The organism is Streptomyces sp. NBC_01808, from assembly GCF_035917395.1.
GTDB lineage: Bacteria > Actinomycetota > Actinomycetes > Streptomycetales > Streptomycetaceae > Streptomyces.
Window position 1 is genome coordinate 6,201,313 of sequence record NZ_CP109072.1, and the last position, 26,349, is coordinate 6,227,661.

Annotated in this window: 21 protein-coding genes and 3 riboswitches; of the genes, 8 read left to right on the forward strand and 13 right to left on the reverse strand. The window is 73.6% G+C overall.

The window, feature by feature from the left end:
• Nucleotides 1-89: 89 nt before the first annotated feature.
• The 3 genes from OG946_RS27540 to OG946_RS27550 all read right to left on the reverse strand — a co-directional run bounded on the left by OG946_RS27540 (nucleotide 90) and on the right by OG946_RS27550 (nucleotide 3,660).
• The gene (locus tag OG946_RS27540) at nucleotides 90-1,112 is read right to left on the reverse strand and encodes a hemolysin family protein (protein ID WP_326798676.1); all 1,023 of its coding nucleotides are present in this window, start codon (nucleotides 1,110-1,112) and stop codon (nucleotides 90-92) included.
• Nucleotides 1,109-2,488, reverse strand: coding sequence for a hemolysin family protein (locus OG946_RS27545; RefSeq protein WP_326798677.1), 1,380 nt, complete (start codon nucleotides 2,486-2,488; stop codon nucleotides 1,109-1,111). Before OG946_RS27545 ends, OG946_RS27540 begins: the two co-directional genes overlap by 4 nt.
• 224 nt (nucleotides 2,489-2,712) lie before the next feature.
• Entirely contained in the window at nucleotides 2,713-3,660 is a 948-nt protein-coding gene (locus OG946_RS27550; protein ID WP_326800383.1) for a LysR family transcriptional regulator, read from the reverse strand.
• Between the two features lie 199 nt (nucleotides 3,661-3,859).
• On the opposite strand from OG946_RS27550, the gene OG946_RS27555 reads away from it, so the two are divergent.
• On the forward strand, nucleotides 3,860-4,489 hold the full coding sequence (locus OG946_RS27555; protein WP_326798678.1) for a snapalysin family zinc-dependent metalloprotease: 630 nt from the start codon (nucleotides 3,860-3,862) through the stop codon (nucleotides 4,487-4,489).
• A 196-nt stretch (nucleotides 4,490-4,685) separates the two neighbouring features.
• Here the strand turns inward: OG946_RS27555 and OG946_RS27560 are convergent, their stop codons facing one another.
• The 3 genes from OG946_RS27560 to OG946_RS27570 all read right to left on the reverse strand — a co-directional run bounded on the left by OG946_RS27560 (nucleotide 4,686) and on the right by OG946_RS27570 (nucleotide 10,097).
• Complete coding sequence (locus OG946_RS27560; protein ID WP_326798679.1) at nucleotides 4,686-6,533, reverse strand: chitinase; 1,848 nt, start codon at nucleotides 6,531-6,533, stop codon at nucleotides 4,686-4,688.
• A gap of 181 nt (nucleotides 6,534-6,714) precedes the next feature.
• Complete coding sequence (locus OG946_RS27565; protein ID WP_326798680.1) at nucleotides 6,715-8,043, reverse strand: DUF2252 domain-containing protein; 1,329 nt, start codon at nucleotides 8,041-8,043, stop codon at nucleotides 6,715-6,717.
• A gap of 173 nt (nucleotides 8,044-8,216) precedes the next feature.
• Complete coding sequence (locus tag OG946_RS27570; RefSeq protein WP_326798681.1) at nucleotides 8,217-10,097, reverse strand: sugar-binding protein; 1,881 nt, start codon at nucleotides 10,095-10,097, stop codon at nucleotides 8,217-8,219.
• Nucleotides 10,098-10,340: 243 nt separating this feature from the next.
• On the opposite strand from OG946_RS27570, the gene OG946_RS27575 reads away from it, so the two are divergent.
• Together OG946_RS27575 and OG946_RS27580 are read left to right on the forward strand one after the other, a co-directional pair.
• Complete coding sequence (locus tag OG946_RS27575) at nucleotides 10,341-11,216, forward strand: SAM-dependent methyltransferase (RefSeq protein WP_326798682.1); 876 nt, start codon at nucleotides 10,341-10,343, stop codon at nucleotides 11,214-11,216.
• A 5-nt stretch (nucleotides 11,217-11,221) separates the two neighbouring features.
• Nucleotides 11,222-12,028, forward strand: a complete 807-nt coding sequence (locus OG946_RS27580) for an SAM-dependent methyltransferase (protein ID WP_326798683.1) — start codon at nucleotides 11,222-11,224, stop codon at nucleotides 12,026-12,028.
• Nucleotides 12,029-12,107: 79 nt separating this feature from the next.
• On the opposite strand, the gene OG946_RS27585 is transcribed toward OG946_RS27580, so the two are convergent.
• The gene (locus tag OG946_RS27585; RefSeq protein WP_326798684.1) at nucleotides 12,108-14,417 is read right to left on the reverse strand and encodes a poly(A) polymerase; all 2,310 of its coding nucleotides are present in this window, start codon (nucleotides 14,415-14,417) and stop codon (nucleotides 12,108-12,110) included.
• Complete coding sequence (locus OG946_RS27590; protein ID WP_326798685.1) at nucleotides 14,417-16,177, reverse strand: RNA ligase family protein; 1,761 nt, start codon at nucleotides 16,175-16,177, stop codon at nucleotides 14,417-14,419. Before OG946_RS27590 ends, OG946_RS27585 begins: the two co-directional genes overlap by 1 nt.
• Before the next feature lie 506 nt (nucleotides 16,178-16,683).
• Between OG946_RS27590 and OG946_RS27595 the strand changes: the two genes are divergently transcribed.
• From OG946_RS27595 to OG946_RS27610, 4 genes are all read left to right on the forward strand, one after another.
• The gene (locus tag OG946_RS27595) at nucleotides 16,684-16,851 is read left to right on the forward strand and encodes a hypothetical protein (RefSeq protein ID WP_326798686.1); all 168 of its coding nucleotides are present in this window, start codon (nucleotides 16,684-16,686) and stop codon (nucleotides 16,849-16,851) included.
• A 30-nt stretch (nucleotides 16,852-16,881) separates the two neighbouring features.
• A complete protein-coding gene (locus OG946_RS27600) occupies nucleotides 16,882-17,190 on the forward strand; it encodes a hypothetical protein (protein WP_326798687.1) in 309 nt (102 codons plus the stop codon).
• Nucleotides 17,191-17,279: 89 nt separating this feature from the next.
• Nucleotides 17,280-17,702 (forward strand): PPOX class F420-dependent oxidoreductase, encoded by a 423-nt coding sequence (locus OG946_RS27605; protein ID WP_326798688.1) that lies wholly within the window; start codon nucleotides 17,280-17,282, stop codon nucleotides 17,700-17,702.
• Between the two features lie 214 nt (nucleotides 17,703-17,916).
• Nucleotides 17,917-19,395 carry a glycosyl hydrolase gene (locus OG946_RS27610; protein WP_326798689.1) on the forward strand — a complete coding sequence of 493 codons (1,479 nt, stop codon included), beginning with the start codon at nucleotides 17,917-17,919 and terminating at the stop codon, nucleotides 19,393-19,395.
• A gap of 120 nt (nucleotides 19,396-19,515) precedes the next feature.
• On the opposite strand, the gene OG946_RS27615 is transcribed toward OG946_RS27610, so the two are convergent.
• The 5 genes from OG946_RS27615 to gcvT all read right to left on the reverse strand — a co-directional run bounded on the left by OG946_RS27615 (nucleotide 19,516) and on the right by gcvT (nucleotide 25,375).
• Nucleotides 19,516-20,268 carry a transglycosylase SLT domain-containing protein gene (locus OG946_RS27615; RefSeq protein WP_326798690.1) on the reverse strand — a complete coding sequence of 251 codons (753 nt, stop codon included), beginning with the start codon at nucleotides 20,266-20,268 and terminating at the stop codon, nucleotides 19,516-19,518.
• Between the two features lie 3 nt (nucleotides 20,269-20,271).
• Nucleotides 20,272-20,432: riboswitch (cyclic di-AMP (ydaO/yuaA leader) on the reverse strand.
• A gap of 505 nt (nucleotides 20,433-20,937) precedes the next feature.
• A complete protein-coding gene (locus tag OG946_RS27620) occupies nucleotides 20,938-22,320 on the reverse strand; it encodes an L-serine ammonia-lyase (RefSeq protein WP_326798691.1) in 1,383 nt (460 codons plus the stop codon).
• 123 nt (nucleotides 22,321-22,443) lie between these two features.
• A complete protein-coding gene (gene glyA / locus OG946_RS27625; RefSeq protein ID WP_326798692.1) occupies nucleotides 22,444-23,712 on the reverse strand; it encodes a serine hydroxymethyltransferase in 1,269 nt (422 codons plus the stop codon).
• A 53-nt stretch (nucleotides 23,713-23,765) separates the two neighbouring features.
• On the reverse strand, nucleotides 23,766-24,140 hold the full coding sequence (gene gcvH / locus OG946_RS27630; RefSeq protein ID WP_326798693.1) for a glycine cleavage system protein GcvH: 375 nt from the start codon (nucleotides 24,138-24,140) through the stop codon (nucleotides 23,766-23,768).
• A gap of 101 nt (nucleotides 24,141-24,241) precedes the next feature.
• Nucleotides 24,242-25,375, reverse strand: coding sequence for a glycine cleavage system aminomethyltransferase GcvT (gene gcvT / locus OG946_RS27635; RefSeq protein ID WP_326798694.1), 1,134 nt, complete (start codon nucleotides 25,373-25,375; stop codon nucleotides 24,242-24,244).
• Between the two features lie 30 nt (nucleotides 25,376-25,405).
• Nucleotides 25,406-25,523: riboswitch (glycine riboswitch) on the reverse strand.
• Nucleotides 25,524-25,621, reverse strand: a riboswitch (glycine riboswitch).
• 152 nt (nucleotides 25,622-25,773) lie between these two features.
• Here gcvT and OG946_RS27640 point away from each other — a divergent pair.
• Nucleotides 25,774-26,349 (forward strand): AAA family ATPase, encoded by a 576-nt coding sequence (locus OG946_RS27640; protein WP_326798695.1) that lies wholly within the window; start codon nucleotides 25,774-25,776, stop codon nucleotides 26,347-26,349.

Consider the following 26,349-nt stretch of genomic DNA (forward strand, 5'->3'; position numbering starts at 1 on the left):
CGCGCACGAGGGGTTTTCCCGCGCGGCGCCGCCGCCCGCCGGCCCGTACCCCCGGCGGGAGCCGGTGGGCGGGACCGGCGGGCGGGCGCTCACGCCGCGGCCGGCGCGGGGCCCACCAGCTCCGACAGGACGTCCTCCATGGTGACGAAGCCCAGCACCCGCCCCTGGTCGCCGGTGACGGCCGCCAGATGGCTGCCGGCGGCGCGCAGCGCGGTCAGTGTGTCGTCCAGCGGGGTGTCGATGGCCACCCGCGTCATCGGGTGCAGCGCCGTACGCGGGAACGGCGCGTCCCGCTCCGTCACCCCGAGGGTGTCCTTGATGTGCAGGTAGCCCAGCAGCGCGCCGCCCCGGTCGGTGACCGGGAAGCGGGAGAAGCCCGCCTCGGCGGCCAGCCGCTCCAGGCGCGCCGGGGTGACGGTGTCCTCGACGGTCGTCATGGTGCCCGCGGGCACCAGGATCTCGCCGACCGGCCGGGTGCCCAGCTCCAGTGCGTCCCGCAGCCGCTCGCCGTCGGCCGGCTCCAGCAGCCCGGCCTGGCTGGCGTCGGTGACCATCCGGGCGAGCTGGTCGTCGGTGAAGACCGCCGCCACCTCGTCCTTCGGCTCCACCCGCAGCAGCTTCAGCAGCGCGTTCGCGAAGGCGTTGATGCCGAAGACCACCGGTCGCAGCGCCCGGGTCACCGCGACCAGCGCAGGGCCCAGCAGCAGCACGGTGGGCACGGGGGCGGCCAGCGCGATGTTCTTCGGGATCATCTCGCCGATGAGCATGTGCAGGTACGTCGCCACGGTCAGCGCGATCACGAACGCGATCGGGTGCACCGCGGCCGACGGCACGTTCGCCGCCTCGAAGCCGGGCTCCAGCAGGTGCGCGATGGCCGGTTCCGCGACCGCGCCCAGCACCAGCGAGGAGACGGTGATGCCGAGCTGGGCCGTGGCCATCATCGCCGAGAGGTGTTCGAGGCCGTAGAGCGTGATGCGGGCGCGCTTGTGCCCGCGGCGGGCCTGCGGCTCGATCTGGCTGCGCCGTACGGAGATCATCGCGAACTCCGCGCCGACGAAGAAGGCGTTCGTGACCAGCGTCAGGGCGCCGATCCACAGTTGCAGCGCGGTCACCGGCGCACCTCCTCGGCGGGCCGGCGCTGGTCGGGCGCGGCGGCCCGGAGCGGCGGCGCGGCACCGGCCGCGTTATCGGCGGGCGCGGTGATCCGGACCCGGTCGGCGCGGTGGTGCTCGACGGCCAGGACGTCCAGCCGCCAGCCGGCGAGGTGCACCGCGTCGCCCTTGGCGGGGATGCGGGCCAGCAGCGTGGCGATCAGCCCCGCGACCGTCTCGTACGGGCCCTCGGGGGCCTCCAGGCCCAGCTCCGCGAGCTGGTCCAGGCGGACGCTGCCGTCCGCGTCCCAGGTGGGCCTGCCGTCCGCGCCGACGCCCGCCGGCTGCAGGTCGGGCAGCTCGACCGGGTCGTGCTCGTCGCGTACCTCGCCGACGACCTCCTCCACGATGTCCTCCATCGTGGCCACGCCCGCGGTGCCGCCGTACTCGTCGATGACCACGGCCATCGTGCGCCGCTCGCGCAACTGCTCCAGCAGCCGGTCGGCGGGCAGCGTCTCGGGCACCAGCAGCGGCTCGGTGGCCAGCTCGGTGACCGGCGTCGTGGCCCGGGTGCGGGGCTCCAGGGCGAGCACGTCGCGGATGTGCACCGTGCCGACGACCTCGTCCAGGCTGTGGGCGTAGACGGGGAAGCGGGACAGCCCGGTGGCGTGGGCGAGGTTCGCGGCGTCGAGGGCGGTGGCGCCGGACTCCAGCGCCTTGACGTCGACGCGGGGCGTCATGACGTTCTCCGCGGTCAGCTCGTGCAGGTGCAGGGTGCGGACGAACAGCTCGGCGGAGTCCGCCTCCAGCGCGCCGCCCTCGGCGGAGTACCGGGCCAGCGAGACCAGCTCGTCGGGCGTACGGGCCGAGGCCAGCTCCTCGGCGGGCTCCAGCCCGATGCGGCGCACGACGCTGTTCGCGGTGCTGTTCAGATGGCGGATGAACGGGCCGAAGGCGGTGGTGAAGCCGCGCTGCGGCCCGGCCACGGTCTTCGCCACGGCCAGCGGCCGGGCGATCGCCCAGTTCTTCGGCACCAGCTCGCCGATCACCATCAGGACCACCGTGGACAGCGCCACGCCCAGCAGCGTCGCCACCGGCGAGGCCGTGCCGCCCAGGCCCGTCGCCGCCAGCGGGCCGCGCAGCAGCGTGGCCAGCGAGGGCTCGGCCAGCATGCCGATGACCAGCGAGGTCACGGTGATGCCGAGCTGGGCGCCGGAGAGCTGGAAGGTGAGCCGGCGGACGGCCTTCAGGGCGCTCTCGGCGCCCCGCTCACCCGCGGCGGCGGCCCGCTCCAGGTCGCCGCGCTCGACGGTGGTCAGGGAGAACTCGGCCGCCACGAAGATCGCGCAGGCCAGGGTGAGGGCCAGGGCGGCGAGCAGCAGAAGGATCTCGGTCACCGTGCCACCCCCGCCCCGTCGCTCGTTCTCCGGCGGGCTGTGGCACGGCTGGTACTGGGAGGTTCGCCCATTGCGGGACCGCTGCTCCTTCGTAATCGTCGGCGGGGTGCCGGAAGTGTCTCTTATCGAGTGTCTCCGACACCAGGGTAAAGGGATAGTAAACCGGCTTGCGCGCCCGCGGCCAGGCGCGGAGGGCGGCGCCCGGGGGCGCGGGCAGGCGGGCGTCAGGTGAGCAGCAGCGGGTTGTCGTTGCGGTGCAGCCAGCGCAGATACGTCTCGGTGGACCTGGCCGCCTCGCGGTAGGCGTCCTCCAGCGCGGTGTAGACGGCGTGGAACTCGCCGTCGGTGGTCGACGCCGCCCGGGCGGCGAGCAGCAGCCGTACGGTCAGCGGGTCGCCGCGCAGCGGCCTGATCGCCATGCCGGGGCGCGGCGTCGAGGTGGGCTGGCACGGGGTGACGGCGACCCCGGCCCGTACCAGGTCGGCGCCCGTCAGGTAGTCGCCCTGGATGACCCGCAGCTCAAGACCGGCGCTGGCGAACATCCGGCGGATGCCGTGCCACTCGCCGTCCACGTGCGGGTCGACGACCCACGGGTGCCCGCAGAGGTCGGCGAGCGCCACCTCCTCGCCCGCGGCCGCGGGGTGCGCCGCGGGCAGCGCGACGAACTGCGGCTCGCGCCAGAGCAGCGTGCGCTGGCCGACGCCGTCGGGTACGCGCAGCGGGCAGCCGGTGACCTCGTGCACGAACGCGACGTCGAGGTGGCCCTCGGCGACCATCCGCAGCAGCGAGTTCGGCGACGGGTCGACGCGGATGGAGACGTCCGTGTCCGGGAACCGCCCGCGCAGCCGGCACAGCCAGCCGGCCACCGCCCGGTTCGCGGTGCTGCCCAGCCGCAGCCGGGGCCCGCTCTCCAGCGCGCGGGCCTCCTCGCGCGCCTCGCTGACCAGGGTGGACATCTCGGCGATGATCGGCCGGGCGCGAGCGGTCACGGAGCGGCCGAGCGGGGTCGGGCGGCAGCCCGAGCGGTCGCGTACGAACAGCCGGCCGCCCACGGCCCGTTCGATGCGGTTCAACTGCGCCGTCAGGGCGGGCTGGGAGACTCCGAGCCACCTGGCCGCCCCGTGCACACTTCCGGCGTCGGAGATCGCGCACAGCGCGCGCAGATGCCTCAACTCCAGCTCCACGCAGGGAGCATAGCCGCAATTATTTGTCAGGGGCACTACACGTATGCGCCGTTCCGCCCCGGCGGCGGGCGCCGGCGGGGGTGGGATCGCACGCCGCTATCACCGGATGAGATCTGCCCCCGGCCACCTCTTCGCCCGCAGACTCCTCACCGACCGACCGACCAATCGTTCGTGAGGAGAAACCCCCATGAAGCTCTCCGGAAGACTGGTCTCCACCGCCTTGGGCCTCGGCCTGGCGCTGACCGGCCTGGCCGCCTCCCCGGCACCCGCGGCCGACCACCACGACCGGCAGACGACGCAGGCCACCGCCTCCGCGGCGTATGTCGGGCAGGACAAGGAACAGCAGAAGCAGAACCGGGCCTTCTTCGAGATGATCCGGGAGAAGGCGCGTGAGAAGCAGGCGGCCGAACCCGGCTACCAGGCCATCACCATCACGTACAACGACGCCAATGCGCCCAACTACCAGGGCGACATAGCCCAGAGCACCCAGATCTGGAACAACGCCACCACCAACATCACGCTCGCCGAGACCTCCGGCTCCGGTGACTTCAGCTACCGCCAGGGCAACGACCCGCGCGGCAGCCACGCCGTCACCGACGGCCGCGGCCACGGCTACGTCTTCCTGGACCTGCGCCAGACCCAGCAGTACTACTCGCTGCGTGTCGTCGCCCACGAGACCGGCCACATCCTCGGCCTGCCGGACAACTACAGCGGCCCGTGCAGCGAACTGATGTCCGGCGGCGGCCCCGGCACCTCCTGCATGAACGCCTACCCGAACGCGAACGAAGCCGCCCGCGTGGACCGCAACTTCGGCTGAGCCGGACCCGGTTCCGGGCCCCGCCCGGAACCGGCCGCCGGCCGAGCCCGGTCCCGGCCCCACACGGGACCGGCGGGCCGCCGCCCGCGGGCCGCGTGCCCGGCGGCCCGACCGCGCCCGCCCCGCGAACCCGCGGGGCGGGCGCGGCGCGCGTCCGGCCGCCCGGGACCGGCGCACGTCTCCGGCCACGGCCCTCCTACGGCCAGTAGGCGTCGAAGTTCTTGCTGAACTCCCAGTCGTTGTACCGGTCCCAGTTGATCGACCAGGTCATCAGCCCGCGCATGCCGGGCCAGGTGCCGTGGGTCTTGTACGAGCCGCAGTTGCTGCCCTTCGTCAGGCAGTCCAGCGTCTTGTTCACCTCGCCGGTCGACACGTGCCCGTTGCCCGCCTGGGTGCTGGCCGGCATCCCGATGGCCACCTGGTCCGGGCGGAGCGCCGGGAAGAACCGTTCGGCGTTGCCCGCGACCGGGAAGCCGGTGAGCAGCATGTCCGTCATCGCGATGTGGAAGTCGGCGCCGCCCATGGTGTGGTACTGGTTGTCCAGGCCCATGATCGGGCCGGAGTTGTAGTCCTGGACGTGCAGCAGCGTCAGCGAGTCGCGCAGCGCGTGGATCACCGGCAGGTACGCGCCGCAGCGCGGGTCCTGGCCGCCCCACTGTCCCGTGCCGTAGAACTGGTAGCCCATCTGCACGAAGAACGTCTCCGGCGCCATGGTGAGCACGAAGCGCTCGCCGTACTTCGCCTTGAGCGTCTTCAGCGCCGAGATCAGGTTGACGATCGACGGGGTGGTGGGGTTCCGGAAGTCGGTGTCGCCGTTGTCGAGCGAGAGCGAGTGGCCCTCGAAATCGATGTCGACGCCGTCGAGCCCGTACTCGTCGATGATGCCGCCGACCGACCGGACGAAGGCGTCGCGCGCGGCGGTGCTGGTCAACTGGACCTGCCCGTTCTGGCCGCCGATGGACAGCAGCACCTTCTTGCCCGCGGCCTGCTTGGCCTTGATCGCCGCTTTGAAGTCCGCCACCGGCTCCACGTTCGGGCACTCGGTCTGCGGGCAGAGCGCGAAGCGGATGTCGCCCGAGGCCGACGAGGTGGGCTCGCCGAAGGCGAGGTTGATGACGTCCCAGCTCGCCGGGACGTCCGCCAGCCGGGTATAGCCCGAGCCGTTGGCGAAGCTGGTGTGCAGATAGCCGACGAGGGCGTGCGGCGGCAGGGTGCCGCCGGGGTTGCCGCCGCCGTCGGCGGTGGTGGCGCTGACGGCGGCCGACCTCGGGGACTCGCCGGCGGCGTTGGTGCCGGTCACCTCGAAGCGGTACGAGGTCTTGGGCGTCAGCCCCGTGACGGTGGCGGAGGTGCCGGTCACGGAGGTGGCGCGGGTGCCGTCGCGGTAGACGGTGTAGCCGGTCGCGCCGCTCACCGCGCCCCAGGACAGCGTGACGGAGGTGGCGGTGCTGGAGCCGGCCGCGAGTCCCGTGGGGGCGGCGGGGGCGGTGCCCGGGTCGCCGCCGGGTCCGGTGAGCGTGAGGTCGTCGGCGTGATAGGCGGGCTGGCCGTACCAGCCGTGGGTGTAGACCGTCACCGAGGTGGTGTTCGGGCCGGTGGTGAAGGACGTGTTCAGCTCGGTCCAGGTGCTCGCGGCGGGGGTCCAGTCCGCGACGTCGGTGGTGCCGGTGCCGCGGGCGCCGAGGTAGGCGTACGCGCCCTGCACCCAGCCGCTCAGCGCGTACTGCGCGTTGGGGCGTACGGGCACGGTCTGGGTGCACTGGCCCTGGTCGCCGCCCGACGGCTGCACCCGGAGGGCGGACGTCCCGCTGCGCACGGGGCTGGAGACCGCCGAGCCGCTGCCGGCGGAGCAGCTCCAGCCGTCGAGTCCGGCCTCGATGCCGCCGTTGCGGACGAGGTTGGGCTCGGCGGCGGCCTCGGGCGCGGTGGCCCCGGCGGCGGTGCCGGAGAGCGCGCCGGCCAGCAGAGCGAGCGCGGCGAGCAGGGCCGCGAGCGGGGCGCTGCGGCGGGAGCGGTGTCTGGAGAAGCGCGGGAATCGGTCCACAACTGCCTCCACGGCTTGGGGTGTTGGGGCCTGGCGGGGGATGCGCGTGGGACAGGTTGGTCCAGACCAATAATGATGTCAAGGGGACGCGTGCACGTCAGGGCGCGTACGCCGTCCGCGTACGCGCCCTGTGCCGCCGCCGTGTTCCGTCCGCAGGAGACCGTTGTGGACGGGGGCTCCCTCAGAGGCCGGAGATCCGCCCGTTGCGGAAGAGGTCGACGAAGATCTGGTGGTCCGCCCGCGCCCGTACCCCGTAGTCGTGCGCGAAGTCCACCAGCATCTCCGTGAACCCGTCGGCGTCCGCCGAGATCGCCCCGTCGATCGCCTGCTCCGTCGAGAAGGGCACCAGCGAGTGCCCGCTCTCCGCCACGTCCGCCGCCGCGTGCATGGTGGCGGTGGCCCGGCCCAGGTCGCCCACGACGGCCGCGGCCTGCTCCGGGTCGTCGATGTCCGACCAGTCCAGGTCCACCGCGTACGGCGACACCTCCGCGACCAACTGCCCCGCCCCGTCCAGCTCGGTCCAGCCCAGCCACGGGTCGGAGGCGGCCTGCAGCGCGCGCTGCGAGATGACCGTGCGGTGCCCCTCGTGGTGGAAGTAGCGGCGGATCGCCGGGTCGGTGACGTGCCGCGCGACCGCCGGGGTCTGGCCGCGCTTCATGTAGATGACGATGTCGTTCTCCAGGGCGTCGCTGTGCCCTTCGAGGAGGATGTTGTACGACGGCAGCCCCGCGCTGCCGATCCCGATGCCCCGGCGGCCCACCACGTCCTTCACCCGGTACGCGTCCGGACGCCGCTCCCGGCCGCCGGAGGGCAGCGTCTCCAGATAGCCCTCGAACGCGTCGAGCACCCGGGCGCGGGTGGCCCCGTCCAGCTCGATGGCCCCGCCGCCGGAGGTGAAGCGGCGCTCGAAGTCCCGCACCTCCGTCATCGACTCCAGCAGCCCGAAGCGGGTGTGCGCGCGGGCGGTGCGCAGCGCGCCGAGGAGCGGCCCGGTCGCGGTGTCGAGGGTGAAGGGCGGCACCTCGTCGTCCTTGGCGCCGGCGGCGAGGGCGCGGATGCGCTCGCGGTAGGCGTCGGCGTACGCGCGGACGAGGCCGGAGATCTGCCCGTCGCTGAGCGCCTTGGTGTAGCCGATGAGCGCCAGCGAGCCGGCCAGCCGCTTGACGTCCCAGGTGAACGGGCCGACGAACGCCTCGTCGAAGTCGTTGACGTTGAAGACGAGCCGGCCGTTGGCGTCCATGTACGTGCCGAAGTTCTCGGCGTGCAGATCGCCGTGGATCCAGACCCGGCTCGTCTGCTCGGTCAGGAACGGGTCGCCGCGCTCGCCGGCCTCCAGGTCGTGGTAGTAGAGGGCGGCGGTCCCGCGGTAGAAGGCGAACGCCGAGGCCGCCATCTTGCGGAACTTCAGCCGGAAGGCGGCGGGATCGGCGGCGAGCAGCTCGCCGAATGCGGAGTCGAAGACGGCGAGTATCTCCTCGCCGCGCTGAGCGTCCTTGGTGTCCGTGACCATGCGGCTCACGATACCGGCGGGGTGCCCCCTGAACGGGGCGCCCGGGGAGTGCGGTCCGCGCCCCGCCGGGGCGGGCGGGGCGCGGGGCGTACGCCCCGGCGGGCGCGCGTCAAGGGCGCGCGCCCGCCGGGCGCTTCGGCCGGCCGCAGCCTGCCGTGGCGTGCCCTGCCGGGTCAGCCGCGGGGACGCGGGCCGACCGCGAGCGGGACGCCCGTACGCTGCGACTGCGCCACCGACGCCGGCGAGTCCTCGCTGCGTGCCGCGTCCTTCGGGATCTCCGGCTCGGCCGGCTCCGTGGGCCGGTCCGCCGGCGGGGTGTACCCCTCCAGCGTCGCGGTGCCCCAGACGTACGGGTCGGCCTGGGCGCTGCCGAACGGCGACCACGCCAGCCGGGTCTGGCCCGTCTTGTCGTCGGTGTCCGAGTCGTACACGAGGACGTTGAGCGCGAACTTCTCCGGGTCCGCCGCGGCCGGCAGGTCGGCCAGCGCGATCTTCGCCTCGATCGTGTAGCCCCGGTACGGGTCCGAGACCGCCGAGACCACCCGCATCCCCGGCGCCGTGGTGGCCGCCGGGCCCTGCCGGTTGTCGCCGTCGCGCTCGGCCGCCGCACCGCCGCCGTTCGCGGTGTACGGGAAGATGCCCGTCTTGAAGGTGGTCGAGGTGTCGTCGGCCGTGCCGCGCGGGTCGAGGGTGATCTCGACCGCGTCCGTACGCCAGTGGCGCTTGGCGTCGCTCTCCTCCAGCGCCGTGCCCCTGCGGTCGTCGGTGACCTTGACGAACACGTAGAGGTCGTCACCGTGCCGCGACAGCTTCGCCGTGGCCGAGACGTCCTCCGCGCCGACCTTCTCGCCCTCCCAGTGCACCAGCGGCAGCTCCGGGCCCGGGTACTCGCCGGGACGCTCCACCCCGTCGAGCACGGGGGCGGTGGCGACCTCGGGGATCGTCGTGGCCGGGGCGGCGGGGTACGCCGGCTGGGTGTCGTTCGCCAGCCACGGCAGGCCGACGCGCTCCGTCCAGTCGCGGAACTCCGCGTACAGCGGGCGCAGCTCGCCCTGGGGCCGCACCTTCGACTTCACGGCCTTGCCGTCCGCCGCCAGGACCGTGAACCAGTCGGAGCCCAGCTGCTCGGGGTCGGTCGGCACCTGCGGCGGCCGCGCGGCCCAGCCCTGCGTGACGTACTTGCGGGCGGCGTTCCGCTCCACCTGCGCCCAGCTCGTGCCGTACTCCTCGCTGTGCGTGCCGGTGAAGACGCCGAAGACGGGCAGCCCGCTGGCGCGGTCCGTGCGCCGCTGCTTCGGGGCGTCCGGGCCGAGCAGGCTGCCGAAGCCGTAGTTCTGCGCGAGCAGCAGCCGCGGGCTGTGCGGGCGGTAGCCCTCCTCGGTGATCTGCGAGCGGAACGCGCGCGGGTCGCCGGCGAGGAAGAACGCCTCGATCGCCAGCCGCGCGGACAACTGGTGGCCGCCGTGCTGGTTGAAGGGGCGCGGGTCCATCGTCACGACCGTGTCGGGCGTGGTGGCGCGGATCAGCCGGACGACGCGCTCCAGCGTGTCGTCCACGTCCCAGATCGCGGCCGTCAGCGGGCCGGACAGGGTGTACCAGAAGTCGGGCTTGTCCAGGTAGTAGATGTTGTCGATGCCGGCGAGGCCGACGGCCTCGCGCTCCTCGTCCTCCCGCATCTGCCCGAGTGGCGGGCCCTCCTCCGGGCCGACCGCGTTGCCGCCGCCCTCGCCGCGGGTGACGGTGAGCACGCCGGTGCTCAGCCCGTACTGCTCCCGCCACTGCCCGAAGGTCGCGAGGTTGCCGCACTCGTCGTCCGGGTGCGCGCCGACGAAGAGCACGTCGTTGTGGGCGCGGTCCCGAGGTCCCGGCGGCGCCTTGCGCGGGCGCGGCACGCTCCAGTCGTCCGCCCACGCGGACGGGGCGGTCGCGCCCAGCGCCGTACCGACGATGCCGGACACCAGCGCGGCCGAGACGAGCCGCCGGCTCGGCCCCGACCGTTCCGCGTCCGGTGCCCGTACGGGCTCCGTTCTGTCCCCCTGTGTCGAGTTCGTCACCGATGGCCTCCCCTTGACGTACGTGATGAGCCCCGTTTGATGGGGCTCACGACCGCCTTTCTAAGCCAGACCGGGAGCCAGGGCAAGGGGTTTGTCAGGACATCTTGTCAACTGGACGTCGGCCACCGTCTCCCCACGCGTCCCGCGTTGTTCCCAACTGTCCGCATGGGAACGGGAGTACGAGACAAATCGCACCGTGTGTGACAGAGTGCGGATCATCCGACGGCGTACTCCGGAGTGCATGTGACCACCGAGAACGGCGAGACGGCCTGGCTGAGCACCGTGGCCGGGACCTCCTGGACCCCGCCCGAGATCGATTTCACCAAGCCGCAGACCGCCCGGATGTACGACTACTACCTGGGCGGCAAGGACCACTACGCGCCGGACCGGGAGACCGCCGAGCGGGTCGTCGGGGTCTGGCCCGGCGTGGGCAAGTTCGCCCGCGCCAACCGGCACTTCATGCATCTGGCCGTCGAGCGTCTTGCCGCCCTCGGCGTCGACCAGTTCCTGGACGTCGGCACCGGCATCCCCACCTCGCCCAACGTCCACGAGATAGCCCAGGCCGTACGCCCCGCGGCGCGCATCCTCTACACCGACCACGACCCCGTGGTGCTCGCGCACGCCCGCGCGCTGATGAACACCACCGCCGCGGGCCGCATCGACTACATCCAGGGCGACCTGCGCCGCCCCGAGACCATCCTCGGCCACCCCTGCATGGCCGGCGCGGATCCGGCCCTCGACCTCTCCCGTCCGGTGGCCGTCAACCTCGTGGCGATCATGCACTTCATCACCCCCGAGGATGACCCGCGGCGCATCGTCGGCGCCCTGATGGACGCGCTGCCCGCCGGCAGCCACCTCATCCTCAGCCACATCACCGCCGAGTTCGCCCCCGCGGAGATCGCGGCCGCCGCCCGGCTTTACCACAACCAGGGCCTGCCCGCGCACGCCCGCGACGAACGCGAACTGGCAGGACTCGTCGACGCCCTCGGCCTGGAACTGCTGCCGCCTGGCATCCTGCCCGTCAACCGCTGGTCCCCGGACACCTCCGAAGAACCGCCCGCGCCCCTGTACACCGACGCCGAGGCCTCGTGCCTGGGCCTCATCGCGAGGAAGCCGTGACCGCCATGAGCGACGACGACGCGCCGCGGCTCGCCGGCGCCATCGACACCTCCGTCCCGCACTCGGCGCGGGTCTGGAACTACTGGGTCGGCGGCAAGGACAACTACGAGGTCGACCGCGCGGCCGGCGACGAGGTGCTGTCGGTCTACCCGCAGCAGGCGGAGAAGGCCCGCGCCTGCCGCGCGTTCCTCATCCGCACGGTGCGCTGGCTGGCGGCGGAGGCCGGCATCCGCCAGTTCCTCGACGTCGGCACCGGGCTGCCCACGGAGAACAACACCCACGAGGTGGCGCAGCGCGTGGCCCCCGAGGCGCGCATCGTCTACGTCGACAACGACCCCATGGTCCTCACCCACGCCCGCGCCCTGCTGACCAGCACCCCCGAGGGCGTCACGACGTACCTCGACGCGGACGTCCACGACCCCGGCGCGATCCTCGCCCGGGCCGCGGGCACCCTCGACCTCGGCCGTCCGGTGGCGCTGATGCTGCTGGGCATCCTCGGCCACGTCGAGGACCACACCACGGCCCGCGGCCTCGTCTCCCGCCTCCTCGCGGGCCTGCCGCCGGGCAGCTTCCTGGTGCAGTACGACGGCACGAACACGAGCCCGGAGTACGTCGAGGCCCTCCGCCGCTACGCGGCCGCGGGTGGCGTCCCGTACCGCCTCCGCACCCCCGGCCAGATCAAGGCGTACTACGAGGGGCTGGAGCTGATCGACCCGGGCGTGGTCCCCATCCCCGCCTGGCGGCCCGACCCGACGCCGTTCTCCGGTCCGCGGGACGTGGACCAGTGGGGCGGCGTCGGCCGCAAGCGGTAGCCGCGGGGGCTGAACGGGCCGCGGTCCGGGCGCGGGCGCGGACCGGCCGCGGTCCCGGACCGGCCTCGGGCCAGGAGGATCAGCGCAGGGCCGGTACGGTGCCGCCCGCCGCCCAGTCGACGCCCACCCCGCGCAGCCCGCTGCACCACCCGCCGGCGATCTCCGCGAGCCGGGCGGCGTCCGGCGGGGTGCGGCCGAGGCCGATCGCGTACCGGGCGAAACCCGGCCCGGTCTCGAACGGCCGCGGCCAGGCGTGCGCGTCCGCAGCGCCGGCGTCCGCCAGCGCCGCGAGCAGCGCCAGCAGCCGCCCCCGTACGCGCCCCAGGGTCTCCTCGAACTCCCCGGCGCCGCCGCGGCGTACGGTCAGGACCGCCCACGCCGCGTGCCGCCGGTGCAGCGGCGGCGGCGCCAGCAGTCCGGGCCAGGGGTCCGCGCCGGTCTCCGCCGCCTGCTCCAGGAGGGTCCAGGCGCGGTACAGCTCGTCGGCCAGCAGGTCGCGGAAGCCGGCGGTCACCTGCCCGGTGCAGGTGCGGACCGGCTCTGTGGGGGTGAGGATCGCCACCGGCGCAGGCGGTGCGGTGGCCGCGGCGTCGAGGGCGACCGGCATCCGCCAGTCCCAGGCGGCCCAGGTGCCGAAGAAGTGTTCCGCCACGTCCGGCGCGGCCGGTTCCGCGGCCTCGCGTACGGTACGGGCCGCCAGCACCGACCAGGCCACGCCCGGCAGTCCGCCGAACGGCGCCGAGTCGAGGCCGCGGGCCTTCGCCCACGCCTTCACCCCGGTGGCAAGCCGGGCGAAGGCGGGGTGCCGGCCGGCGACCGCGGCCCGTACCGCCTCCGCGTCGCTCACCGCGCTCAGGGCGATGGCCGCCGCCTCGCCCGACTCGGTGCGGCGGGCGACCGCTTCGGCGGGATCGAGGGCTCCGGTGGCGACGACCACCAGGTCGACGTCCAGGCCATCGGTGCGCAGCCGCAGGCCCGGCACGCGGGCGCCGGTCACCTGCCGTACCCGGGTGGCGTCCGGCAGCGCGGCGGTCACCCCGGCCCGTACGGCGGCGGGATCGACGGCACCGGGCAGCGCCGCGACCAGGTCCAGATCCGCGCCGGCCAGGGCGCAGCCCATGCGCCGCGATCCGGCGAGGTGGACGACGCCCTCGCCCAGTGCCTCGGAGAGGCGCCGCACGATCGCGCGCGCCCGGGCGTCCTCCGCCTCGCTTGCCGTGTCCGGCACGGCGGCAGGTCCGGCGGTGGCTTCGGCAGCAGCGATTTCGCCGGCGGGTCCGGTGGTGGCCGGCTCCAAGTCCGCCTGCACGCCGTAGTGGTCGGAGACGTACAGCCCGTCCGCCGCGGGCGAGTCGCCCCGCAGTACGGCCCCCGCCGCGCGCAGCAGCCCCGGGCGCAGGAAGACGCGATCCAGCCGGGAGGCCCGGCCGGACAGCGAGGACACGGCGGCCAGCGGATTGACGCCCGGGTCGAACGTGGGCGTCCGGTCGCCGGGGCCGTGGACCTCCGTCCAGACGTCCCGCAGCCCGAGCGCGGCTGCGGGCGCGTCGCCGCCGTCGTTGAAGTCACCGGCCAGGACGAGGTCGCAGGACACGCCGCCGAGTCCCTCGGCGATCCTGCCCAGTTGGGCCCGCCGCCGGGCGGGGCCGTCGTCGGAGTGGTCGCTGGTCAGATGGGTCGTAGCCACGACGAGCGGTCCGCCGCCGGTGTCCACGGTCAGGGCGGTGACGGCCTTGTGCGGGCCGAGCCCGTGCCACCCCGCCTCCCGTACGGGCAGCCGGCTGAGCAGCAGCAGCCCGCAGTCGGCGACGTCCTCGCCGCCCGGGTCGGTCCCCAGGGTGTAGCCGGCGCGGACCCAGGGGGCCCGCATGAGCAGCGTGAGCAGGTCCGCCTCGACTTCCTGGAGCGCGATGACGTCCGCGTCGGCCTCCGCCAGGGACGCGAGCAGCAGCGGGCGGCGCCGGGCGGTCTCGATGCGGTCGCCGTCGTACCGGTCCCACAGCGTGTTCCAGGTGAGGATCCGGACGCGCGCCGCGCTCCCCGCCGCCGCGGGCGGTGGGTCGCCGGCGGGGCGCCAACCGGCCGCCGGTTCCCACCGGAAGGGCGTCCTGGCGGTGAAGAAGGGCGCGCGCAGCAGCCGCGGACTGCGCCTCCTGCCGGCGTCCGAGACGTCGATGCGGTCCACACCGGTGGCGCGGTCCCAGAGCAGTTCGCCGTCCGCCTCGACGAACACGATCCGGTGCCAGGGGATGTCGCCGCCGGGGACGAAGGAGGGCAGCGGGACCCGCTTGGGGGCCGCGCCGCGCTGGTTGATCCCCAGCACGAACCTGGCCGGATCGAACCGCGGGTCCCAGCGGACCCGGTGGTATATCTCGTCGCTCGTACGCATCACGCCTCGCCTCCGTCCGCCGCCCCGGCCAGGGCGCCGCTGACGTCGGCGACCGTTCCGTCCGCCCCGACGTACCAGGTGCGGTGCGCCTCGCCCGGGTAGGGCGGGGTGAACCGGCGTATCTGGGCGGCGAGTACGTCCGGCGGCACCGGATGCTTCCGCTCCCCGTTGCGCCGTGCCAGCTCGTCCTCGCCGACCAGCGCGACCACGTGGGTGACCAGGGCGTCGCGGCGCTCCGCGACCCGGTGCACGGCGGCCCGCTGGTGCCGGTTGAGGGACGTGGCGTCCCAGACCGCGGTCCCGCCGCCGGCCAGCGCCGCGTCGAGCCGTTCCAGGCCCGCCCGCAGGACGTCACCGTTGGCCCGCTGGTCGGCGCGCGAGCCGCGGGCCTCGCGCAGGTCGTCCAGGCTGACGTACGCGTCGGTCCCGGCGAGGCCCTTCGCGAACGTGCTCTTGCCGCTGCCGGAAGGCCCGACCAGGTGGACCAGCCGGGGGAACGATCCGGAGCGCCACCGCCAACTCGCCGCCACCGCCTCCGCGACGGTGGCGATCCGCCCGGCCGCGTACGCCTCCCGCGCCTCGGCCCAGCACCTGTCCGCGGCATCGGAGCCGAGGCCGTCGAGCGCCTCCCGCAGCCCGGCCCGCAGCGGCGCCAGCGGCGCCGCGCCGAGCAACCCGGCGTCCTCGGCGTGCAGCGCCGACCACTCCACCTGCTCGCGCGCCTCCGCGTCCGGCGCGAGCGCCCCCGCGACCGCGTGCAGCACCCCGAGGTCGGCGGCGAGCGCGAGGCGTACGAGACCGGCCCGGCGGTCGCCGTCCGGGTAGGGGCGCTGCGGAGCGGCGAACAGCCCCACCAGATCGGCGACCCGCCGCGCGGCGGGCAGGCCCAGGGGCCCCGCGAGCAGCGGCGCGAGCGACGCCCGGCGCACCCCGTGCAGCATCGCCGCCAGCACCCCGGCCAGCCGCGCGTCACCGTAGCGGCCGAGCCCGTCCAGCCGCGCGGCCACGTCGGCGACGGCTGCCTCGGCGTCGGTCCCGGCGGTGGCCCCGGCGGCGGACGGGTCCCCGGGCGCGACGCCCACCGCCGCCGACAGCGCCGCCACGCTCGCTGTCCCGCCCGAGCGCACCGCCCACAGCGCGGCCTTCGGCCCCAGCCCGTTCTCCACGACGGCGGCGTGCATCCAGTGCGTATCGGTCTGTACGTGCCCCCGGCGCACCCACTTGGCGACCCGCTGCCCGAACTCCGCGAGCCCGAAGCCCTCGACGGCCCGTACGACGTACCCCTCCCGGCGCGCGGTGTCCAGCCGCAGCGCCCGCAGCACCCGCTCGTCGAACACCCCGCGCCACAGCACCGGCGGCACCGGCACGCCCAGCCGCCGCAAGAACCGGACCGTCCGGTCCCAGTCCAGGCAGCGGTCGCCGTCCCAGACCGAGAACCCGTAGAACCAGCTCTCCAGATCCTCGTAGGCGATCGAGTGCCGCGCGAAGACGTTCTCCCCGCACACCCGCCAACCCGGCGGTATCTCCCCGCCGATCCGCCCCTGCAGCCCCTTCACCCACGCCCGCGACGGATGGTGCGCCGAGTCCAGGGACCGGGCGTGCAGCCCGTCGGCGTAGAGGGTGGTGTTCTCCCCGTCGAGCTTCTCGGTGACCACGACCTCGCGCCCCCGCAGCCCGGCCAGGTCGCCGGCCCGTACGTCGTCCGAGGCCGCCCCCGGCGACCAGGGCAGATGCGGCGTACGGGGATAGTGCACACGCATTTTCCGGCTCCGTGACGCGGTCGGGTCCGGCCACTCTAGAAGCGCCCGGCGGCACGGCTCCAGCGAATAACCCGGCGGCCCGGGCAGGGCCGCGGAGACGCTGACGTCCCCCCGGAGGGGCAGCGGCCGGTGGGGTGAGTTCCCCGCCGGTACGTCGTGCGCCTGACGGGGCCGCCGCGCCCGGGAGCCGACACTGGGGCACCCTCGTGCCTCGGAGAAACGGACTGCGCGTATGGACAGGTCAACGGCGTTGCAACTGGCGGCCGATGAACTGGAGGAGCGCGAGCTTCGTACCAGCCCCATCGAGATCATCGACTACGTCCCGAGCGATCCCGCCCAGGGGCTGCTGACCCCGCCCGGGTCGATCATGGTCTTCCTGGACCGGGCGTGCGCGCCCATCCTCGACCGGATCCGGGAGGCCGTCCTGGACGGCGGCGGTGCGGACGTGCGGCTCGCGCAGGAGATCAAGGAGCTGTTCCGCGCCCGCGAGCCCCCGGCCGGAGGAGATGGAGCTGACGGCGCCCTGTCTGGCGCTCCTGGCCCACGTGTCGGCGCAACCCTGTTCCGAGGAACCGCATGCCACCCAGTTCGCCCTCGTCATCCGGAAGAGCTCGGCCTTCGAGGGGGCCGCTCCCGCGGTGGCGTTCGTCTCCTCCCTGCACACGGTCGACTGAGAGCCCGTCCGGACTGGTGGAGCGGACCTCGTGAACGCCGACCTGGCGGTGCGCCTCACGCTGGCGATCGGCGGTGTGGGCGTGGCGATCTCCTCGGGGGAGTACCTCACCCGCCCCGGGCTGCTGGCCGACCACGCGATCGCCGGCTGGCCGGCCGGCCGGTCCTGCCGGCCGTACCGGCTGCGCCGCACCGCGGACCGGTCCTTCGATGTGCTGCCGCGGTACCCGAACGTCCCCGTCCTGGTGACGCTGCGGCTGGCGGCGGCGCTGGCGGTCGTGATCGGGCGCCCGGTCCCGGCCGTCGTCTGCCTGGGCGTGGTCGCGGCGACCTACCCGTAGCATGCCGGTACCGGCCCGACGCGTGGGCGCGCCGCGCGCCGCCGCCCTTGCCGGCACCCGAGTACCGGATCTGCCGAAGGAGACCCCGCGTGTCCAGGCCCCCGCTGCCCGCCGACGCCGTCGAGATGCTGCGCCGCCCCAACCCCTGTGTGATCGCCACGCTGCGCGCGGACGGCGCGCCGGTGTCGACGGCCACCTGGTACCTGTGGGAGGACGGCCGCGTCCTCGTGAACATGGACGAGGGCCGCCGACGCCTGCAACACCTGCGCGCCGACCCGCGCGTGACCCTCACCGTCCTCGCCGAGGAGGGGTGGTACTCGCACGTCAGCCTCATCGGGCGGGTCGCCGAACTGCTCCCCGACGACGGTCTCACGGACATCGACCGTCTCGCCCGTCACTACACGGGCAGCCCCTACCCCGAGCGTGGACGCGAGCGGTTCAGCGCCTGGATCGACGTCGAGCGCTGGCACGGCTGGGGCACCTTCCGGGACACCGGCCAGGCCCCCGGCTGACCCGTGTCCCGGCCGCGGGGCCAGGGTCACGCGCCGGCTCCCACCGAGGAACTGCTTCCGCGCCGCGCCGGTCCTGTCCCGGGCTGACGGCGACGGACGCTCCGGCGCAGCGCATTGACGTGGCCATTACACGGAGGCATGATGGGAGCGCTCCCAAAGCTCCGTGAACGCGCCCCCACGCCCGCATCCCCCACACCCCGGCAGGAGATCCCCGGTGATCCGCCTACTCCGCCGCACGCCCGCACTGGCGCTCCTCGTCCTGACCGCGCTTCTCGCGGCCCTGCTCTCGGCCGGTACGGTCCCCGAGGCCGCGGCCGACCAGACCGGTGCCCGCCCCCAACCCGTCGTCTACGAGGCCGAGGACGGCCGACTGAACGGCACCGTCGTCGAGTCCTCCGCGCCCGGCTACTCCGGCACCGGCTACGTCGCCGGCTTCGACGCGGCCGAGGACTCCGTCACCGTCACCGTCCCCGACGGCCCGGCCGGGCTCCACGACCTCACGATCCACTACCGTGCCCCGTACGGCCAGAAGGTCGCGTCGCTGCAGCTCAACGGCGAGGGCGCGGGCGACGTCACCCTCGCCGCCACCGACACCTTCAGCACCGTGGCCGCCGGCAAGGTGCTGCTCCAGGAGGGCGCCGACACGATCACGATCGTGAACAACTGGGGCTGGTACGAGATCGATGCCATCAGCCTCAGCCCGAGCGAGCCCCGCCCGCCGCACCAGGTCTCCGGCGTCCCCGTCGACCCGCAGGCCACCCCGGAGGCCCGGGCGCTGATGAGCTACCTCACCGCGGGCTACGGCGAACACATCCTCAGCGGCCAGCAGGACGCGGCCTCCATCCGCTGGCTGGAGGAGAACGTCGGCCGCGCCCCGGCCGTGGCCGGCCACGACATGATGGATTACTCCCCCAGCCGCGTCGAGCGCGGCACCACCTCCACCGAGGTCGAGAACGCCCTCGCCTGGGACGAACGCGGCGGCATCACCACGTTCGTCTGGCACTGGAACGCCCCCGCCGGCCTCATCGACGAACCCGGCAAGGAGTGGTGGCGCGGTTTCTACACCGACGCGACGACCTTCGACGTGGCCGCGGCGCTCGCCGACCCGCAGTCCGAGGAGTACGCACTGCTGCTGCGCGACATCGACGCCATCGCGGCAGAGCTGAAGCGGCTGCAGGACGCGGGCGTCCCGGTGCTGTGGCGCCCGCTGCACGAGGCCGAGGGCGGCTGGTTCTGGTGGGGCGCCAAGGGCCCCGGGCCGGCCAAGGAGCTGTGGCGGCTGATGTACGAGCGCATGACCGGCCACCACGGGCTGCACAACCTCATCTGGGTGTGGAACTCCGTCGACCCGGCCTGGTATCCCGGCGACGACGTCGTCGACGTCATCAGCGCCGACACCTACCCCCCGATCGGCGACCACGGACCGGCCAGCGGTACGTACGACAAGCTGGTCGACCTCGTCGGCGACAAGAAGCTCGTCGCCATGACCGAGACGGGCTCCATCCCCGACCCGGACCTGCTGCGGACCTACGAGGCGGACTGGAGCTGGTTCACCACCTGGAGCGGCGAGTTCATCGACGACGGCGAGCACAACCCGCTGCCGTTCCTCAGGAAGGTGTACGAGGACGACTACGTCATCACGCTCGACGAACTGGGCGACTGGCGCTCCCACCCCCCGGCCAGGACCCGCTGAACCCAGGTCGGCGCACGAGGCGCTCCCCGGCCTGGCGGGTCCGCTGCCGGTCCTCGTTCGGCGGGGCGGGCCGCAGGCCGCGGAGAGCGCCGGTGAGGACACCGGCGCTCTCCGGTTGTGTCAGTACGGCCCGTAGACGTTGTCGATCGACCCGTACCGGTCGGCCGCGTAGTTGCACGCGGCGGTGATGTTGGCGACCGGGTCGTAGCTGTCGGTCGAGGTGCCGGGTACGTGGTAGGCCTCGAAGGTGGGAGCGATGACCTGGAGCAGGCCCTTGGAGGGCGTGCCGTTCACGGCGTTGATATCCCAGTTGTTGATGGCCTGCGGGTCGCCCCCGGACTCCCGCATGATGTTGCGGTAGATACCGTCGTAGGTCCCGGGGATGCCGTGCTCGGCCATGATGTCGAGCGACTCCCGGATCCAGCCGTCGAGGTTGTCCGGGTAGCTCGTGACGGACGCGCTGGCGGTCTTCAGGCCCGACTCGGATTCCTTCGAGTCGCTCGTGTCGGCCTTGCCGCCGAGCGCGAGTTCAAGGCCGGGGAGGATGAAGTGCGGGTTGTCGCCGACGGCCTCGCGGTTGTCTTCGTACAGCTTCTTCCAGCCGCCGCGTACGCCTTCCCTGTCGGCAATCTTCGCCAGGGAATCTCCGGCGACCACGGCATACGTGGCCGCTGCCGCGCCGGTGGTCGCCGCGGCGGGGGCCTCGGCGCGTACGCCGCTCTGGGGGGCGGACGCGGGGACGGAGCCGGCCGCGGATGCCGAGGACGCGCCGATCAGCGGGGCGGCGATCGCGACGCCGCTGACGCCGGCGAAAGTGATGCCGCGGCTGATCAGACGCAGCTTGGGACGGCGATGCTTACCTCTTGCGGGCATGGGTCTTTCTCCTCCTGCGCCTACGAGGTGAGCTGTCGGGTTCGGGCTGGAGATGCCCGGCCGCACGACGGTGCGACTTCACCCCAAGCCGTTCCGGAATCCGGACCGGCGACTTACCTATGGGTCCCCCGCTCCTGCCGTGTGTCATTAGGGAACGGTTTCCGGATGGCGGCAGGATTCGGCGTCCACCCGGCTGGCGGAGACTTAAGCATGTCTTTCCGGTCCGGACAAGCTGCGGAACTCGTTCGGCCAATACGAGAGCGGCTCCGGGACCGGGTGAGTGCCGCAGCGGAAAGCGGAGAGGGCGGCAACTCGCTTTCGGAACAAGGAAACTGTGAATTCCCACCGACGCCGCCCGCGGCCGAACGTGATTCGCGTCACCGGACGGAGCGGGCCAATCGGTCAGGAGCGCGGGGCAATCGGGGGCGAATGCTTCAAATAGGGCGTATTGCCCGTCAGGGAATATCCGACAAGTCCGTTTGTTCTTGGTCGTTCGATGCCGCGTATGCGCGGCCGGAATTCACGAATCCGTAGCGGGAACCCGGCTCGCCTGCGGGGGCAGCGGGGCGACAACTGGCCAAAGGAAATGACCCTTTCGGAGTCGCCGCTGAATTGCGGGCGGAGGGTGAGCAGTTGGAGTGTGCGGGCGGAAAGCCCTCGCCAACTCCCTCAGCACTCCACCACGTTGACCGCGAGACCGCCGCGGGCCGTCTCCTTGTACTTGACCTTCATGTCCGCGCCCGTCTCCTTCATCGTCTTGATGGCCTTGTCGAGGGAGACGAAGTGCTGGCCGTCGCCGCGCAGTGCCATGCGGGCCGCCGTGATGGCCTTGACCGCCGCCATGCCGTTGCGTTCGATGCACGGGATCTGGACCAGGCCGCCGATCGGGTCGCAGGTCAGGCCCAGGTTGTGTTCGATGCCGATCTCCGCGGCGTTCTCCACCTGCTCCGGGGTGCCGCCGAGGATCTCGGCGAGGCCGCCGGCGGCCATGGAGCAGGCGGAGCCCACCTCGCCCTGGCAGCCGACCTCCGCGCCGGAGATGGAGGCGTTCTCCTTGAAGAGCATGCCGATCGCGCCCGCCGCGAGGAGGAAGCGGACCGCGGTGTCGTCGTCCGCGCCGGGGACGAAGTCCGCCGCGTAGTGGAGCACCGCGGGGATGATGCCCGCCGCGCCGTTGGTGGGGGCGGTGACGACGCGGCCGCCGGCGGCGTTCTCCTCGTTGACCGCCATCGCGTAGAGGGTGACCCACTCCATCGCGTGCGCCGCCGGGTCGCCCGCCGCGCGGAGCTGGCGGGCCTCGCCTGCGGCGCGGCGGCGGACCTTCAGCCCGCCGGGGAGGATGCCCTCGCGGCTGGTGCCGCGGGCGACGCACTCGCGCATGACCCGCCAGATCTCCAGCAGCCCGGCGCGGATCTCCGCCTCCGTGCGCCAGGCGCGCTCGTTCTCCAGCATCAGCGAGGAGAGCGACAGGCCCGTCTCGCGGGTGCGGCGCAGCATCTCGTCCGCGGTACGGAACGGGTGCTTCAGCACGGTGTCGTCGAGCTTGATCCGGTCCTCGCCGACCGCCTCCTCGTCGACGACGAAGCCGCCGCCCACCGAGTAGTACGTCTTCTCCAGCAGCGTCCCGCCGTCCGCGTCGTACGCGGCCAGCGTCATGCCGTTCGCGTGGTACGGCAGCGAGCGGCGGCGGTGCAGGACGAGGTCGGCGGAGGCGTCGAAGGGGATCTCGTGGTCGCGCCCTATCTCGGCGCCCAGCAGGTGCAGCCGCCCGGTGCCGCGGATGCGCTCCACCTCGCCCCCGGCCCACTCGATGTCGACGGTGCGCGGCGAGTGGCCCTCCAGACCGAGGAGTACGGCCTTGGGGGTGCCGTGGCCGTGGCCGGTGGCGCCCAGGGAGCCGAAGAGTTCGGCGCGTACGGCGGCGGTGTGGGCCAGCAGGCCCTCGTTCTTCAGCCGGCGCGCGAACATCCGGGCCGCCCGCATCGGGCCGACCGTGTGCGAGCTCGACGGGCCGATGCCGATCGAGAAGAGGTCGAAGACGGAGATGGCCACTTGGGACTCCCTTGTCCTTGCGTGGGGCGTGCGCGTGCGTGGTGCGGGTGGTGACGGGTTGCGCACGGCCCCGGGGCCCGGACGCCCGCCGCCTCCAAGCGCCGGGCCGCCGGGCCGTACGGGCTACAGGCCGGGGTACAGCGGGTGCTTCTGCGCCAGGGCGGTGACCCGGGCGGCGAGTGCGGCCGTCTTCCCCTCGTCGAAGCCGGGCTTGAGGGCTTCGGCGATGACGTCGGCGACCTCCTCGAAGTCCGCGGCGGTGAAGCCGCGGGTGGCCAGTGCGGGCGAGCCGATGCGCAGGCCGGAGGTGACCATGGGCGGGCGGGGGTCGTTCGGGACCGCGTTGCGGTTGACGGTGATGCCGATGTCGTGGAGCCGGTCCTCGGCCTGCTGGCCGTCCAGCTCGGACGCGCGCAGGTCGACCAGGACCAGGTGGACGTCCGTACCGCCGGAGAGCACGGAGACGCCTGCCGCGCGGGCGTCGTCCCGCAGCAGCCGCTCGGCCAGGATGCGGGCGCCGTCCAGCGTGCGCTGCTGCCGCTCGCGGAACTCCCCGGACGCGGCGATCTTGAACGACACCGCCTTGGCCGCGATCACGTGCTCCAGCGGGCCGCCCTGCTGGCCGGGGAAGACCGCCGAGTTGATCTTCTTGGCGAGGGCCTGGCGGGAGAGGATGACGCCGCCGCGCGGGCCGCCGAGGGTCTTGTGCGTCGTGGTGGTGACGATGTCCGCGTACGGCACGGGGTTGGGGTGCAGGCCCGCCGCGACCAGACCGGCGAAGTGCGCCATGTCGACCATCAGCAGCGCGTCGACCTCGTCGGCGATCCGGCGGAAGCCGGCGAAGTCGAGCTGCCGCGGGTACGCCGACCAGCCCGCGATGATCAGCTTCGGCCGCCGCTCCTTGGCCAGCCGCTCGACCTCGGCCATGTCGACCTGGCCGGTCTCGGCGTCGACGTGGTAGGCGGCGACGTCGTACAGCTTGCCGGAGAAGTTGATCTTCATGCCGTGGGTCAGGTGCCCGCCGTGGGCCAGGTCCAGGCCCAGGATCGTGTCGCCGGGCTTGAGCACCGCGAACATCGCCGCCGCGTTCGCCGACGCGCCCGAGTGCGGCTGGACGTTCGCCGCCTCGGCGCCGAAGAGCGCCTTGACCCGCTCGCGGGCCAGCTCCTCGGCGACGTCGACGTGCTCGCAGCCGCCGTAGTAGCGGCGGCCGGGGTAGCCCTCGGCGTACTTGTTGGTGAGGACCGAGCCCTGCGCCTCCAGCACGGCGACCGGGGCGAAGTTCTCCGAGGCGATCATTTCGAGGGTGGACTGCTGGCGCTTGAGTTCGGCGTCCACGGCGGCGGCGACCTCGGGGTCGACCTCGTGGAGCGAGCCGTTCAGAAGGGACATGGGACCTTCCGGGGAGAGAGGGACGCGGGCGGGCGGGGCTGCGGCGGCGGAGCTCAGCCCGCGGTGAACGCGGTGTACTCGGCGGCGGACATCAGGTCGGCGGCCTCGGCCGAGACGCGCACCCGGAACAGCCAGCCGTCCTCGAACGGGCCGGAGTTCACCAGCGCCGGGTCGTCCACGACGTCCTGGTTGGTCTCGGTGACCTCCCCGGTCACCGGCGCGTAGAGGTCGGAGACGGACTTCGTCGACTCCAGCTCGCCGCAGGGCTCGCCCGCGGTGACCGCGGCGCCCACGTCCGGCAACTGGACGAAGACGACGTCGCCGAGCGCGTTCGCGGCGTGGGCGGTGATGCCGACGGTGGCGACCCCGTCGGCGGTCGCGACCCACTCGTGTTCCTTGCTGTAGCGCAGGTGCTCAGGGTTGCTCATAAGGCGATTCTCCAGGATCGGGACGTCAGAGGCGTAAAGGGGCGCTGGTGGCGCGGTCGAGGGTCCGCCGCGGAAAGGGTGAGGGGCTCTTGCGGAGCCGGTCAGCGGCGCTTGTAGAACGGCAGGGCGACGACCTCGTACGGCTCGTGGCTGCCGCGGATGTCGACGCCCACGCCGGTGGCCGCCGAGGGCCCCGGTGCCGCGTGCGCGGCGTCCACGTACGCCATGGCGATCGGCTTGCCCAGGGTGGGGGAGGGGGCGCCGGAGGTGACCTCGCCGATGCGCCGGCCGCCGGCCACCACCGCGTACCCCGCGCGCGGCACCCGCCGGCCCTCGGCGACCAGGCCGACCAGCACCCGCGGCGGCTCGGCCGCGGCGCGCCCGGCGGCCTGTTCGAGCGCCTTGCGCCCGACGAAGTCGCCGGGTTTGTCGAGCTTGACGACCCGGCCGAGCCCGGCGTCGAAGGGCGTGAGCGCGGTGGTCAGCTCGTGCCCGTACAGCGGCATGCCGGCCTCCAGACGCAGGGTGTCGCGGCAGGAGAGCCCGCACGGCACCAGGCCGTCGTCCGCGCCCGCCGCGGTCAGCGCCGCCCAGACGGCGGCCGCATCCGCGGGGCGTACGAACAGCTCGAAGCCGTCTTCGCCGGTGTAGCCGGTACGGGCGATGAGCGCGTCCGCGCCGGCGACGGTGCCGGGCAGCCCCGCGTAGTACTTCAGGCCGGCCAGGTCCGCGTCGGTGACCCGGCCGAGGATGTCCTGGGACTTGGGCCCCTGCACGGCGATCAGGGCGTACGCGTCCCGGTCGTCCCGCACCTCGGCGCCCGGGAAGCCGGCCGCCCGCTCGGCGAGGGCGTCCAGGACGACCTGGGCGTTGGCGGCGTTCGCGACGATCATGTACTCCTCGTCGGCGAGCCGGTAGACGATCAGGTCGTCGAGGATGCCGCCGTCCTCGCGGCAGATCATCGTGTACCGGGCGCGGCCCGGGCGCACCGCGGAGAGCCGGCCCACCAGGGCGTAGTCCAGCAGGTCCGCGGCCCGCGGGCCGGTGACGGCGATCTCGCCCATGTGGGAGAGGTCGAAGAGGCCGGCGCGGGTGCGCACCGCGACGTGCTCCTCGCGCTCGCTGCCGTAGCGCAGCGGCATGTCCCACCCGGCGAAGTCGGTCATGGTGGCGCCGAGGGCGCGGTGCGTGGCGTCGAGCGCGGTACGGCGCGGTGCAGGGCTCTCAGTGGTCATCGTCAGGCTCCCGGACAGGGGGTGGTCGTGTCCTCCCCATCTGTCATCGGAACCTGAGAGGTTCGCCACGATCCCGCGGGAGCGTGGCTTGCACCTTGGGTGGGGCGGCGCCGGCGCACGGCCGGGCACGCCCGCTTTTCAGATCTGCCTCGCCCGCGCGGTGACGGTGCCTGAGAGATTCAAGGGAGGACTTGCTCCTTCGGCGCCCGGTGCGACGAGGCACCGGGACTCTCCCGCGCGGGTTCGAACGGCCGGTATGCAGTTGGCGGGGCCCATCATTGCACGCGCCCTCGACCGCGGGACAGGGGAAGAAGTGGGAGGCCACCTTCCGTTGCGTCCTTGTCGAGCCCCGCCGCTGTTGCGAGGCTTGTGGACGGCAAGAGGCGACGGTGCGGGGCGTGGGAGGCAGCGTGACGGTGGAGCAGGCGGCCTCCAGGGAACGGCTTCGATATCCCGAGGGGGACATCGTCGTGATCTCCGGCCTGCCGGGCAGCGGCAAGAGCACGCTCATGCGCCGCACGCAGCCGCCGGCCGCGGTGCGGCTGATCGACTCGCAGTACGTGCGCGAGCGCTGGGCGCGCAAGCTGGGCACGCGGCTCCCGTATGCCGCCTACCGGCCGCTGGTCCGCGTCGACCACTACGCGCGGCTGCGTCTCGCGGTCCGCGCGGGCGGCAGCCTCGTCGTGCACGACTGCGGCACGCTGCCGTGGGTGCGCTGGTGGCTGACCAGGCAGGCCAGGCGGTACGGGCGCGGGGTGCACGTCGTGGTGCTCGACGTGCCGGCGGACGTGGCGCGGGAGCGGCAGGCGCGGCGCGGGCGCGCGGTGTCGCGGTACGCCTTCGCCCGGCACCGGTGGGCGCACCGGAGGCTGCTGGACTGGGCGCACGCCGGGCAGCCGGCGGAGGGCTGCGACTCGGTGCTGGTGCTGGACGGGGAGGCGACGGGGGCGCAGCGCTCGATCAGCTTCGGCTGA